The sequence below is a fragment of the Coraliomargarita algicola genome (assembly GCF_033878955.1).
Taxonomy (GTDB): Bacteria; Verrucomicrobiota; Verrucomicrobiia; order Opitutales; family Coraliomargaritaceae; genus Thalassobacterium; species Thalassobacterium algicola.
This window is the reverse complement of sequence record NZ_CP138858.1, coordinates 2,826,511-2,839,356: the sequence shown is the minus strand read 5'-3', so window position 1 is coordinate 2,839,356 and position 12,846 is coordinate 2,826,511. Positions and strand designations below refer to the sequence as shown.

General features: G+C 55.3%; 12 protein-coding genes. All 12 read right to left on the bottom strand.

Annotation, left to right across the window (positions count from 1 at the left end):
- Positions 1-16: 16 nt before the first annotated feature.
- The gene (locus tag SH580_RS11485; protein ID WP_319831019.1) at positions 17-382 is read right to left on the bottom strand and encodes an ArsR/SmtB family transcription factor; all 366 of its coding nucleotides are present in this window, start codon (positions 380-382) and stop codon (positions 17-19) included.
- 70 nt (positions 383-452) lie between these two features.
- Positions 453-1,460: a cytochrome d ubiquinol oxidase subunit II gene (locus SH580_RS11480; RefSeq protein WP_425607160.1), complete on the bottom strand. Its 1,008-nt coding sequence runs from the start codon at positions 1,458-1,460 to the stop codon at positions 453-455.
- Between the two features lie 2 nt (positions 1,461-1,462).
- Positions 1,463-2,782 (bottom strand): cytochrome ubiquinol oxidase subunit I, encoded by a 1,320-nt coding sequence (locus tag SH580_RS11475; RefSeq protein ID WP_319831018.1) that lies wholly within the window; start codon positions 2,780-2,782, stop codon positions 1,463-1,465.
- 200 nt (positions 2,783-2,982) lie between these two features.
- Positions 2,983-4,575 carry a GNAT family N-acetyltransferase gene (locus SH580_RS11470; RefSeq protein ID WP_319831017.1) on the bottom strand — a complete coding sequence of 531 codons (1,593 nt, stop codon included), beginning with the start codon at positions 4,573-4,575 and terminating at the stop codon, positions 2,983-2,985.
- A gap of 163 nt (positions 4,576-4,738) precedes the next feature.
- Positions 4,739-5,236, bottom strand: a complete 498-nt coding sequence (locus tag SH580_RS11465) for a DUF5069 domain-containing protein (RefSeq protein WP_319831016.1) — start codon at positions 5,234-5,236, stop codon at positions 4,739-4,741.
- 23 nt (positions 5,237-5,259) lie between these two features.
- Positions 5,260-5,751 (bottom strand): hypothetical protein, encoded by a 492-nt coding sequence (locus SH580_RS11460; protein ID WP_319831015.1) that lies wholly within the window; start codon positions 5,749-5,751, stop codon positions 5,260-5,262.
- Between the two features lie 135 nt (positions 5,752-5,886).
- Positions 5,887-6,996 (bottom strand): transporter, encoded by a 1,110-nt coding sequence (locus tag SH580_RS11455; RefSeq protein ID WP_319831014.1) that lies wholly within the window; start codon positions 6,994-6,996, stop codon positions 5,887-5,889.
- Positions 6,997-7,163: 167 nt separating this feature from the next.
- Positions 7,164-7,523, bottom strand: coding sequence for a hypothetical protein (locus tag SH580_RS11450; protein WP_319831013.1), 360 nt, complete (start codon positions 7,521-7,523; stop codon positions 7,164-7,166).
- A gap of 91 nt (positions 7,524-7,614) precedes the next feature.
- Complete coding sequence (gene ggt / locus SH580_RS11445) at positions 7,615-9,459, bottom strand: gamma-glutamyltransferase (protein WP_319831012.1); 1,845 nt, start codon at positions 9,457-9,459, stop codon at positions 7,615-7,617.
- Between the two features lie 50 nt (positions 9,460-9,509).
- Complete coding sequence (locus tag SH580_RS11440) at positions 9,510-11,222, bottom strand: Na+/H+ antiporter NhaC family protein (protein ID WP_319831011.1); 1,713 nt, start codon at positions 11,220-11,222, stop codon at positions 9,510-9,512.
- The gene (locus tag SH580_RS11435) at positions 11,219-11,953 is read right to left on the bottom strand and encodes a hypothetical protein (RefSeq protein ID WP_319831010.1); all 735 of its coding nucleotides are present in this window, start codon (positions 11,951-11,953) and stop codon (positions 11,219-11,221) included. Before SH580_RS11435 ends, SH580_RS11440 begins: the two co-directional genes overlap by 4 nt.
- 85 nt (positions 11,954-12,038) lie before the next feature.
- Positions 12,039-12,497: a PEP-CTERM sorting domain-containing protein gene (locus tag SH580_RS11430; RefSeq protein WP_319831009.1), complete on the bottom strand. Its 459-nt coding sequence runs from the start codon at positions 12,495-12,497 to the stop codon at positions 12,039-12,041.
- Positions 12,498-12,846: the final 349 nt, after the last annotated feature.

Here is a 12,846-nt window from a genome sequence, read left to right as displayed (position 1 = left end):
TTTTTGGGGAAAGGTATCAGCTGCGGCGGTTCGCGCAGTCCGAGGCAGGCTCAAGTTCTGCACTGTGGTCCGCTTGATCGGTGCCGAGTGTGCATTGAAAACTGTGGCAGAAGCTGCGAATCGCCTCGCAATTGAGGGAGTAGCAGACCTTGGGACCGCATTCGCGGAGGTGGAGCAGTCCCGCCTTGTCCAGCGCTTTCAAATGTTGTGAGACCGTGGCTTGTGCGAGTGGGAGCTCCTTCACGATGTCGCCGCAGCAGACCTCTTTGCGCTCCTGTAGCAGGCCGATAATGGCAATGCGCGCCGGATGTGCCAGCGCACCCGCAAAGGCCGCCAGCGAGACTTGTTCTTCAGGGAAAAGAGCGTGTTTGGTACTTGCCATATTACTTATCGCATATCGTAGATATACGATAAGTCAAGGCAGATGTGATGATTTTTGAGATGTGTCGGTCTTAATCGTAGCTGAGGTCGCTGGCTTTGCCTTTGAAGATCCAATAGGCGAGGGCGGTGTAGCCGATGAGGAAGGGTAAGACTACGGCGGTGCCGATTAGGATGATTTTGAGCGATTCCGGCGCGGCGGCGGCATCGGTTATGAGGAGCTGGCCGGGGATGATGTAAGGGTAAAAGCTGTAGACCAGTCCGAGGAAGCCGAGCACGAAGATGGCGATGGAAATGGCGAGCGGCATCCACGCTAGCCGGTCGTTTTCCATGGGCAGAATCCCTAGGATGAAATGCATGAGTAGTGTCAGCATGATCGAGATTAGCGGCATCGCTAGTAACAGGGTGACTTCCGGAAAGGCAAACATGCGGTCGTAGATGCGGGTATCTACGAAGGGGGCGGTCAGGCTACTGAGGATGGCGCCCAGCACCATGGTCCAAATCGCACGTCGCGCCCAGCCTACGGCGCGCTCTTGCAGTTCGCCTTCGGCTTTTAGAATCAGCCAGCAAGCCCCCATCAGCACATAACCGGCCACCACCAGCAGCCCGAAGAAACAGGCAAACAGTTGAGCGGTGAGCCCTTCTTGGAAGCCGATGATGAAGCGTCCAACCATGTAGCCCTGGCTGAGAGCGACCAGGAGTGAGCCGATAAAGAAGTTACGATTCCAGGCGGCTTGCTTTTTCTTGGCCACTTTGCGCCGGAAATCGAAGGAGACCCCGCGGAAGATTAAGGCCAGCAACATCACTGCGACTGGCAGATACAGGGTGGTCAGCACGACGCCGTGCGCGGCCGGAAATGCGACCAGCAGCAGGCCCACGCCGAGCACCAGCCAGGTCTCGTTGGCATCCCAGAAGGGGCCGATGGAGGCGATCATGCGGTCGCGATGCGCTTCATCGACGATGGAAGAGAGGATGCCCACGCCCAAATCGTAGCCATCCAGGATCGCGTAGAGCAGCATCGAGAGGCCGATTAAAAATGCGAAGATGAAAGCGAGCGGCTCGCCCTGAGTGAGTTGTTCCATGTTCATGCCGGAATTTGTTGAGGTTCTTCTTTCATGGCCTTGCGTGCGAGGTAGAAGAGCGAGCCCACGTAGGCGAGCCCCAGCACTAGATAGGTGACCAAGTAGGCCGTCAGCGTCAGACCCACGTGCGCGGGCGGCAGGTCGGCCACCGCATCTTCGGTCTTCAGGATGCCGTAGACCAACCAAGGCTGGCGTCCGATCTCTGTCACATACCAGCCGGACAAGGTGCCGACCCAGCCGGCGAAGGTCATGCCTAGTAAAACCCGTAAGAGCCACTTAGGCAGCTCCTTTTTGCGAATCAGGAAATAGCTGCCGAGGCTCGCGACCGCAATCATCAGCAGGCCGACCCCGACCATGATACGAAAGCTCCAAAAGACTGGACTGACCGGTGGGTGCAGCCCCTCAAATTCATTCAGCCCCAGAATCTTTCCATTGGGATCATGGGTAATGATCAAGCTGCCAAGTTTGGGGATGGCCAGTTCCATGTGATTTTCGCGCGCATCTTCATCGGGCAGGGCGAACAGCGCCAGCGGGGCGCCTTCGGTGGTTTCCCACAGCGCTTCCATGGCGGCCAGTTTGGCAGGTTGATAGTCGCGGGTGTTGAGCCCGTGTTGATCGCCGACGATTCCTTGCAGCGGCCCCAGCAACACAGCCAGAAAGAGCGCGCAACGCAGCCCCGTGCGAACGGCGGGTCGATCGTCGCCTTTGAGTCGCCGGTAGGCTAGCAGACCGGCGGCGAGGAAGGCGACTGTCAGCCCCGAGCCCAGTAGCGTATGGACCAGACGGTAGGGCATGGACGGGTTCATCACGATATGCCACCAGCTTTCGGCATGGGCGACGCCGTCGATCATGACATGGCCGGCCGGCGTTTGCATCCAGCTATCCAGTGCCAGAATCCAAAAGGCCGAAAGCGTCGTGCCGCCCGCGACCAGAAAAGTCGCCAAGGTATGAAACCAGCCCGGCACGCGGCGAAAGCCGTAGAGCATGATGCCCAGAAAAGTCGCTTCCAGGAAGAAAGCCGTGAGCACCTCGTAAGCCAGCAAAGGGCCCGCGATATTGCCGACCGTATTCATATAGCCCGGCCAGTTGGTGCCAAATTGGAAGGACATGGTCACCCCCGTGACCACCCCGATGCTAAAGCTCAGGGCAAAGACCTTGGTGAAATAGAAATACAACTCCATCCACTTCGGATCACGCGTGCGGGCGAAGCGCAGCTTGAAGAATAAGAGCAACCAACCCAGCGTAATCGTAATGGTGGGAAAGAGGATATGAAAACTGATATTCGCAGCAAACTGCAGGCGTGATAGAAGAAAGGCATCCATGATAAAGGCGCGGTTAAGCTGCCTGAATCTTATGCTTGTTTGAAGCGTAGATCGACCTAGTTGGCCAATGATTACGCCTGCTTATTGGCTGGGGTGGCTGTTGCTAATTGGAATTGGGATTGGAGGGGGCGTGGGTTTTAGGGTACGAGTGAGCGCTTCAGCGCTTGTTGGCGGGCTTCATCAATGAAGCCCCTACGTTTTTACTTCGGCAACTCGAATTCGGGGGCTTCGTTGAGCTCGCTGTGCGTTTCGAGGTTTTTGAGCTTCACTTTGAGCTCGAAGAGGTCGGTGCGGCGGTCGAGGCGCGGGGTGACGGAGCCGCTGGCGCGGGAGCGGTAGAGGTCTTCGGTGTCGATGTCGGTGACGAGTAAGGTCTCGACGTTGGAATCGGCGATGGCTTGGATGCCGTCGCGGGCGAACTCGAAGTCCGACGGAGTGAAGACGGCTGCTTGGCCGTAATGGATGTCCATGGCTGGCACGCTGGGCAAATTACCGATGATGCCGGCGGTCGCTACGAAGATCTGGTTTTCGATGGCGCGGGCCTGGGCACAGTAGCGCACGCGCAGTTGGCCGTGACGGTCGTCGGTGCAGTAGGGCACGAAGAGGATTTCTACGCCTTGGTCGGCTAGGTAGCGGCTGGCTTCGGGAAACTCGACATCGTAGCAAATTTGCACGGCGATCTTAGCCTTGGGCGTGGGGAGCACGATGAGTTCGTGTCCGCCGGAAATGCCCCAATAGCGTTTTTCGGCGGGCGTGATGTGCAGTTTCGGCTGGGCGATATAGCGCCCATCTGGATCGAAGATCAGGCACTCGTTTTGTAATTTATCTTGGTGGCGGATCGGGTGGCTGCCGCCGATGATGTAGACTCCGTATTTGCGGGCCATGCGCGACATTAAGTCGACAAAGGGCTCGGTGAACTCGTCGGCGAGTTTTTGAATGCCGTCGATTGCTGGCAGTGGCTCGATCACGGAGAGTAGTTGCACCGAGAAAAATTCAGGAAAGAGCACAAAGTCGGCGCGATAGTCGGCCGCGGTTTCGACGAAATACTCCACTTGATTGGCAAAGTCCTCGAAGGTGTCGATTTTTCGGACTTTGTATTGCACGCAGGCGATCCGCACCTTGGAGGAGGGCTCTGCGGGTGAGTAGTTCGGGTTCAGCCACTCGATCAGGCTCGCATAGTTGCGGCTCATTGGATCGGTGATGTAGTTGCGTAAGATGCCCCGCACGGTGAAGCCTTCACGCAGTTGAAAACTCAGAACACGGTCGCGGATCTCACCGTCGATGACTTTTTGCACATAGGCCTCCGGTGAGAGCTCACCGGGCGCTTCGTCGTAGCTGGACAGGCGACCACCGGCGAGAATGCGTTGTAGGTTGAGGCTTTTGCACAGGCGGCGGCGTGCTTCGTAGAGAGCCGCACCGATGCCGCGCCCCTGGTAGTCGGGGTCGACGTAAACATCGGCTCCGTAGAGCGTGTCGCCACTGCTGTCGTGGTTGTGAAAATAGCCGCCGTCGGTGATGCCGGCGTAGGTATGGGCGCGATAGGGATCGCGGCCGATGTTGACGATCAGCGAGGCGGTGGCTCCGACGATGACGCCGTCGATCAGGGCTGCCAATTGTCCCTGAGGAAAGAGGCGCAGGTGGTTTTGTAGCTGGCGCTCGCTCCAAACGACGTTTTCTTCCGCCATGAGCGGAAACGCCTTTTTGTTCATCTCGATTAAGTGAGGGATGTCCCCATGTTCGATTTGACGAATGTAGATCGATCCCTTGGAGGTTTCGAAGGTAAATGCTTGCATAGGGTGTTAAAGATCAGGCCATTTACGCAACAGGTCAAATGGTGTGCTGGAATTGATCGAGTCGTTGCCAAATTACAATGCAAATTGTAGGGGCGCGACTTGTCACGCCCGCCGATCCATCGCAGCTATCACAACGCGGGCGTCACAAGTGGCGCCCCTACGTTCACTGCTTTGCTTCCCACTTTTTGCGGCGCTCATCCGAGAAGCCTGGGATGCGGCCTTCGTCGAAATCGATCATGTCCATCACGCTGTCGACTTTGCCGATCATTTCCGGAGTGCCCATATTGGTGAGGGACTCTGCTAGAAACTCGCGGCCGGCTTCAGTTTGGCCCTTGTGCACGACTTCGCGGTTCCATTTGACGACTTGTAAGTCTTCGGGAAAGAGCTGATCGAGTAATTCATCCAGCAGGTCTTCGTCGTCGCCGGCTTGCAGCACGGCCTCGAGCACATCTTTCGGGTCGATGCCGAGGTGCATGCAGAGAAAGCGATCAAAGCCGCGGCAGAAATTTTTCTGATAGGATTTGGGCAGTTCGCCTGCCAAGTGCTTGCGGCATTTTGCAATGAAGCGCGGCAAGTGCAGCAGGCCACAGGGGTGGGGCTCGTAAGGAGAGGGCAGGTCGAAGCAAATTTCGCCCGTAGGGCCGAGGTCGGTGTCTGTCATTTTAAGTCGAGGTGAGCAGTGAGTTAGCTGTCGTTGGAGGTCTCTACTATGGAATAGCGAGACTTAAAGGATAGGGTGCGGTCGTCGGTGGTGATATCCAGCAGCACGCGCTGATTTTTGTTGGGGATGATTTCGCAGATAATCAAGTTGGGGGTGGTGCCTTCTTTGTAGCTGATTGCTTGCCCGCGTAGAGTGCCGCCTTTGGCCCCAAGCTCGTCCATGCTGAACTCGAGTGGTAGCACGATTTTACCTTTGTCGTTCTTCGACTGCATGAGCGGCACCTGAATGGTGTATTCGCCGACCAGGTTGCCGTCTTCCGGCTTTAGGTCGCTTACGGATAGCTTGACCGATGCGATACTGACGCGGGTTTTGGTATCTTCGATACGAAAGACCGAGCCATTCCAAGATTCCTGTTCAGTGATTTGGGTAGGTGAGATTGCTTCCTCTGCGGCGAGGGGAATCAGAGTAATGGAGGCCATGATCGTGCTGATCAGGCAGGAATAGCGACGTAACATAGCTGCCTACATCGTGGCAGTTTGGCGAATTGTCAAATCTATCGCGCTATGATCAACGCTTTAGAGAAGCGGGAAATGGTGGCGTGTTCGCAAATACTGGAAGTCCTTTTACGAACACGCCACGGTGGTTCTACTTTAAAACGCCTTCGACCAGCCCAGAGTGAGGGTCGAGTCGGTCTCGAGTTGGTAGCCGTTCAGGTCTTGCCAGAGCGGTAGGCGCAGATCGAGTGAGAGGCGATGCCCGGCAAAGCGACCGCTGGGCTTGAGTAGGTTGATGCCCAGTAGGACGTCGATACGCTCGCCACCGCTATTTTCATTGAAGGCGGTGGGGACGGAACGTCCATTGGGCCCCATTAGATTTACATCCTTTTGGTCGCCTTTAAGTTTACCTGCATATCCGTAGCTGAGGCCGCCATTCAAGCCAAGCCAGTCGGTGAGATTGTAGCCTGCCCAGCTCAATAGCTCGAATTTGTGTCCGAGTCGGTAGTCGTTGGAATTTTCATCCTGAAGACGAATCGTGCCATTTGCCTGAGCGCCCCATGACCAGTTTGTAAATTGTTGCACGTAAGTCAGTGAGGGGAGTAGGTCGAAAGTGCCCGAGCCTAGTTGCATGGAGGCTGGCATTTGCTGGCTGACTGCACCTCCCATGGCGGGCAGTGTATCTTTTTCATCGATGGATCCTGTCGGTAGGCTGAGCCCTAGGCCGAAGTGGGCCTTTTGGTTGTCCTGCAAATAGAATCTGTAGAGTGCGCTCAGCTTTAGATCGCCTAGGCCACTGGATTGAGTGGTAAACTCGGTTTCGCCGCCGTTGATCATGTTGGCCGCCATCTGTGAGACAATGCTGTGCTCCATCTCGGTTTCGATGTAGTTGGCCATCAGCATCAGAGTGAGCTTTTCGGTCGGCGCATACATCGCGCCGAGCATGTGCATGTCCATCGTCATCCATTCCGGACTTACGGTATAGCCGCCGTCGGCCGCAAACACATCGCTGGAAGAGACGCGCTCTGTGCCATTGCGCATGCCGTCCATTTGCATGTTCATGTAACGGTAAGAGAGCATCCAGCCGCCTTTACTGTGAGTATGGTCGCCCATGACAGAGATCGGGGCGTGGTCATCGGGGCGGGCGATGTGTTGATGTTCCTCAGTGCTGCAGCAGCTAAAGACCGGTGCGGCTGGTGCGGCGTGCGCGGTTGTGGCCGCAGTGAGTGTGAGAGCGAGTGTGATGAATTGGGTAGAAGTTTTCATTTTGTATGTGTTTTGTAATGTTTGAGCAGCGCCCGTTTTGAATCGATTACAGGGCCTGCTTGATGATTGCCGCGGTCAGAAAGGGCGGCATTCCGTCCATTGGCAGGCAACGACAGAGCGTTGTCTCCCCATGGATGGACAATTAACTTGAGAATGCTAGTGTGTCTTTAAGCCACGCGCGGTGGGGGCGTGGGCACCCTTTGCTGGGCATTCTCAGGTTTACATACAATCGCTGCCTTGGGCGCATAGGCCTGTGTGGGCACGATCACTTCAATGGCTCGACTGAGGCCGAGCATCAGTTTGATGTCTTTACTATCGCTGCGTTGAGCCGTGTCGTTATTGGATTCCGTCTCTTCGACCGCGTCGATCACACGGCAAAGGTCGCAGGGGCGCTCATCGCCGAAAGTTTCTACGATGGCTTGCTCTAAGGAGCTTTGCTGTGAGTAGCTCGCTAGCATCCAGCCCCAGGCACCCAGCTGCAGCAAAGCCAGCGGTCCGGTAAGTAACCAGCCGCTGAGTAGGAGCAAGAGGATTTTGAAGCAGTGCCTGAGCATTTTGGTAGATCGGGCACAGAAAGAATGTTAACGCTGCGTCGAGAGCAAGTGGATTTTTTGGCCTTTAATACCCCAGCGCGAGGCCTTCGCGGCGTGGGTCAGCTGCGCCCTCCAGCCAGCCGTTTGGATTCACGCGGATGGCTTGCACGGAGCCTGCAGCTTGGGCGTCCACCATTTTGAAACCACGTTCTTTGAGTTCTTGGCGTAATGTTGTATCGCGATAGAGCGGCGATTCCATTTCAGGGCGACCATTGCGGCCGATCACGCGAGGTGCATTGATGGCGGCTTGTAGGTCGAAATCGAATACCAGCGTGTTGAGCAGTGCGTTGAAGACCACTCCGATGATACGGCTGCCTCCGGGGGAGCCGATTACCAGATAAGGTTGTCCGTCTTTGAGTATAATAGTGGGGCTCATACTGGAGCGTGGACGCTTGCCGCCGAGTGTGTCGGCCGCCGCGCCTAAGGCAGTGCGGCGGGGCAGTAAGCCAGGTGTGGGGCGATTGGCGGCGAGTTCGCCTGCCTTGTCGTGTTGTGTTGAATTGAAATCGGTTAACTCATTATTCAGTAAAAATCCGCGTCCTGGCACGGCGACGCCGGAGCCGAAGTGTTGCTCGAGGGTGGAAGTGATGGAGATTACATTACGATCACGATCGACGACTGAGAAGTGGGTGGTGGATTGGCTTTCGTGTTGCAGCTGCTGTGCTTGGGGGGGCGCAACGGCACCAGCAGGCTTGCCATATTTGATCGGGGTGGGGATGGCTTGGGTGGATTGAATCAGTGCGACGCGCTCGCTGGCGTACGCAGGATCGAGCAGTCCATCCACTGGCACATCGACGAAATCCGCATCCGCCATGTAATGATTACGATCGGCGAAGGCCAGGTTTTGAATATTGAGCAAGAGGCTGAAGGTATCGGCATCGCCCCATCGTAAGTTTTCGAGGCCATGGGCTTGCACCAGGTTTAGCATCAGGCCGAGAGTGGCACCACCGCTGGATGGCATGGGCATGCCATAGACCGAGTATTGATCGAAGCTCACTGCGACAGGGCTGCGGTCGAGCGGCTGGTAACGTGCCAGGTCTTCCATCGTGAGTACGCCCGCTTGAACTGGGTCTGTTTGCACGGCGCGCACGATGTCTTGGGCGATCGCTCCGTGGTAGAAGACATTGGCGCCTTCTTGTGCGATGAGTGTCAAGGTATCTGCCAGCTCCGGATTTGTATGGAGGTCGCCGGCTTGCAGGGGGCTGCCATCCGGGCGGCTGAATAAACGTCGGCTCTCTGGAAAGAGCGAAATACGGTCCCAGTGGTGTTTTAAGTTGGCGGCAAAAGTCTCGGGCACGCGAAAGCCATCACGCGCGATACGAATGGCAGGCTCGCAGATTTCGGCCAGGCTCATGCTGCCGTGTTCGTTTTGTAATTTAATAAAAGCCGCCAGCGTGCCGGGCACCCCGACTGCATTGCCACCGGTGATACGGTCGCGGAAGGGCATTACTTTACCCGCATCATCTTTAAAGCGGCCCGCATGAAATGCCTTGGGCGATTCTTCCCGCCCATCCAGTGCGAATATTTCACCCGAGTCGGCATCATAGCCCATGGCAAAGAGTCCGCCACCGAGCCCACTGGCGTATGGCTCGGTGACACAGAGCACCATCTGCACCGCTGCAGCCGCATCGAAGGCGTTGCCGCCCGCACGAAGTATTTCCAGTCCCGCAAAAGTCGCGTGATTGGAGGAGGAGGTCACCATTCCATTACGTGCGAAATAGGAAGCATCCGCTCCCGGACCGAATCGAACATCGACTTCCCTACGGACTTCCGGATCGGATTCATTGACGATCACTGTATCCGCGTAAATATGCGAAGCTAGGCCAATTGCGCTGACTGAGAGTAGAGTGCGTGGGCTGAACAGGTTCATATAAAAGTGTATCAAAAAAATGGTGACAGTTTTGGTGGTCGGACTGATTGCTATACAAAGAAGGTCAAGAAAGTCCAAGCGATGACAGCAATCACGGCGGCGATCGAAGAGGGGATGATTTGAGTTTTAACGTGATCCATTAGATCACAACCAGTCGCCAGCGAGCTAAGAACCGTGGTATCGGAAATGGGCGAGCACTGGTCGCCGAATACGCTGCCGTTGATCACCGCGGCAAAGCAAATTTGCAAGAAAAGCACAGGATGCTCCAGACCGCCGCTTTGGGCGAGGCTCCATGCCAGTGGCATGGCCAGTGGGAAAGTGACTGCAAAGGTGCCCCAGCTTGTCCCGGTCGAAAAGGCGATGCCGATGGTGAGTACAAATAGTAAGAGCGGTAGCATTTGGTAAGGAAGGGCGGCCCCCAGAGAATCTACCAGAAAAAGACCTCCGCCGGTTTCGCGACTGAGTCCACCGATCACGACCGCCAAGAGTAGAATGACTGCGCCGTAGACGACGCCTTGCAGTCCAGCAGTGACGCCTTCGATTAAGTGCTTAAGTGTCATACCACGCAGGCGGCTAGTGAGTGCGCCGACCAAGACCGCAACGGCAAAAGCCCATAGCACATTTGGAGAATCGAGCACCACGTAGGTGCCGACTGCGATCCCTATAATCAGCACCAGCGGCAAAACAAATTCAAAGGCGGCCGGACGGTAGCCCTCGGGCACATCGGATGCTTGCAACGACTCCGAAGCTTGTAGCGGAGTGGCACCGGGGCGATCCAGTTCACCCGTTTCACGCGAACGACGAATCGCTTTTTTGAAAGACTGGCCAATGCAAGGGAGACGATCGATACTGAGCAGGAATGTAAATAGCACTGCCAGGATCGCATAGAAAAACAGAGGAATCGAAGAGAAAAAGAAACCGACACGTAGTTCTTCGGTCGCCAATGCGGAAATGCCGCCCACAAAAATGAGCCCTTGCACATAGAACGGCCAGGCATTGAAAGGAAGTAGCACCGCAATCGGGGAGGCCGTCGAATCCACAATATAGGATAACTCTTCGTGACTTATCTTTTCCTTGTCAGCTACAGGTTTAACAGTAGTGCCGACAAGTAGTGTGCTAATGGTGCCGCCTTGAAAGAAAAAAGCGCCGAGAATCCATGCAGTCAGCTTGGCGGTCTTGGGGCCACGCACGAAGCGTAAAGTCACCCAGTCAGCAAAGGCCCGTGCCGCACCGTTACGCGACCAGATACCCAGCATGCTACCCAATAGACCCAGGTAGAGCACAATGATCAGTGCTGCGGATGAACTCGTTAGTCCGGGAATCAAGACCTCGGACATGATGTCGTACGCGCCCAGCAGCAAAGCTCCTGAAAAAATGCCGCCGAGTAAGGAAGTCACAGGTTCGCGAGTTAAGAAGCAGAGTACAATCGTGACAAATGCAGGAAAGAGCGACCACATGCCACGGTGGTAGCGCGCTTCTAGGTGAGAGAAGGTGTCACCATCGTCGTTGCTTTCAATCACCCATTCCTGAGTCACTTCAGGCGCTCGTGTGATGGAGGCGTCTTTAAGTTTCCACAGCATCGAATCTTCGACGGCTAAAAACGAAGGTGCGCCGACCTTTTGCATTCGCTTTTCTGCGGTCGCCCGATCCAGCGAATAAGACTCGACGACCCAGACCGTTGACGAATGGCGCCCCGCCCACCAAGACAGCGCCAGTGCGCCCATGAAGAACCATAGCGGGATCGATTTCAGTAAATGACTCACTGTGCGCTCTCGATTGGGTTATGGCTAAGGTAAGCGATACGATCGATCCGGAGCGCTTCACCGGAAGCGTTGAAGTAGCCGGAGAAGCCCAAGCGCAAATAGCGTATTTCACGATTAGGGCTGGTTGTGCCCTCGCCGAGGTAGAGATAAGGGCCTTCGTCGATTCTGTAGTGGAGTTTAAAAGTATTTGATTTCTTGTTTACGTAGAGCACGAAGCTGACAGCATCGTTTTGTTCACTGTCGAATATTGGCAACGCAGCCATGGATTTAGATGCTTCGCCAAAAGCCTCCGCCGCGATGGATACCTGGTGGCTGTCCGTGCGCTCGAGGATGATTTGCGCTAAGACATGTGGACGCTCTTCGTCGGTGATATGAACGATGCCCAGGCGCATTGTTTCTGAGGCGGATTTTCCTTTGAAATGCCAGCCATCGATATCGGCTTGTATCCACACTTCATCTGCAATTTCGCGGTACGCTTTGGCACTGATTGGGACATATGTATTGGCGGCACCATCAGGAGTTCTGCGGACGATCAGTTGCCCGAAACCATTGGTCATTGTGTCATCAAAATCGAGATTCCAGTCCGCTTTGATCTTTCCGCTAGAACTTGCCTGGGTCAAATTGGTGCTTGGTAGATCGTCGAAGTTCCATTCGTAAAGAACGTCTGCGCACATTGGTGCCATGGCTGCGAAGGTAGAAAGAAAAACGGATATCAGGCGTCTAGAGATCATTTGCTGAAAGGTCCTTGGTTGAAGATAGAAAAACGGCCGGGGTGCGTCTAGTTCGCTACCCCGGCCGGAATGCTTTTCGATTTAATTACATACGGCGTCGGCAAGCCGTCAGTCCTAGAGCGCCCATGCCTAGTAGGATGGCATAGTGGGATGGCTCTGGTATTGCGCTGAAGGAGACGTCGTCAATCGCGATGCCTTGGTCGAAGCCGCTACTATTGGAGTCGAACCAGCGAATCCATAGGTCTTCTCCATCTTCCCATACGATTGAAGCGACGGTTTCAGCGGATAGTACGACTTGATTTTCAGCATCAGATCCGATCAGCGTATCGTCGGCCCCCGTTTCTTTGGGGGTGTTGAATTCAAGTGCCTCGATTTCAGTCCAAGAGCCAGAGGAGATGTCGGCAATCGTGCCGATTTGGTAAGAAACGACATATTGATTATTTTGTTCGGTCACGCTCTCAAACCATTGCTCGCCCGTGTATCCCAGTGTAAACTCTGTGAGTGTGGAACCTGTATTATTTGTTAAGCGCAGGGCTAGCATCATGTCGCCAGTTGTACCTGAGGGGCGTGTGCCCAAGGCTCCATCGACTGACGAGGCGCTGGAACGATATTGATACAATTGAGCAGCTGAAGAGTCGCCAGTGCTGGTGATGCGGTAGTTGCTGGGTGCTGCACTGTTTGCAGTTTCATAGGCGTACCAGCCCGTGAAGATACTATTGTCGGTCCAGGTCGGTGTCGCCGCTCCAGCGGGAAGCCCTGAGCTGAAGTCTTCCGTGTAGCTGGAGCTAATTGTATCATAACTAACTTGAGCTGAGGCATGGCTGCCGGCAAGTAAGCCAGCGAGTAGTGTGCCTGCGATTATGGTGTGTGTGTGTGTGTGTGTGGTGCTTGTT

Bases quoted from the DNA above. Each gene is read 5' to 3' on its own strand.
- SH580_RS11455 (WP_319831014.1), bottom strand. From the start codon at position 6,996: ATGAAAACTTCTACCCAATTCATCACACTCGCTCTCACACTCACTGCG.
- SH580_RS11475 (WP_319831018.1), bottom strand. From the start codon at position 2,782: ATGGATGCCTTTCTTCTATCACGCCTGCAGTTTGCTGCGAATATCAGT.
- SH580_RS11485 (WP_319831019.1), bottom strand. From the start codon at position 382: ATGGCAAGTACCAAACACGCTCTTTTCCCTGAAGAACAAGTCTCGCTG.
- SH580_RS11435 (WP_319831010.1), bottom strand. From the start codon at position 11,953: ATGATCTCTAGACGCCTGATATCCGTTTTTCTTTCTACCTTCGCAGCC.
- SH580_RS11465 (WP_319831016.1), bottom strand. From the start codon at position 5,236: ATGACAGACACCGACCTCGGCCCTACGGGCGAAATTTGCTTCGACCTG.
- SH580_RS11480 (WP_425607160.1), bottom strand. From the start codon at position 1,460: ATGGAACAACTCACTCAGGGCGAGCCGCTCGCTTTCATCTTCGCATTT.
- SH580_RS11460 (WP_319831015.1), bottom strand. From the start codon at position 5,751: ATGTTACGTCGCTATTCCTGCCTGATCAGCACGATCATGGCCTCCATT.
- SH580_RS11470 (WP_319831017.1), bottom strand. From the start codon at position 4,575: ATGCAAGCATTTACCTTCGAAACCTCCAAGGGATCGATCTACATTCGT.
- SH580_RS11430 (WP_319831009.1), bottom strand. From the start codon at position 12,497: ATGATGCTAGCCCTGCGCTTAACAAATAATACAGGTTCCACACTCACA.
- ggt (WP_319831012.1), bottom strand. From the start codon at position 9,459: ATGAACCTGTTCAGCCCACGCACTCTACTCTCAGTCAGCGCAATTGGC.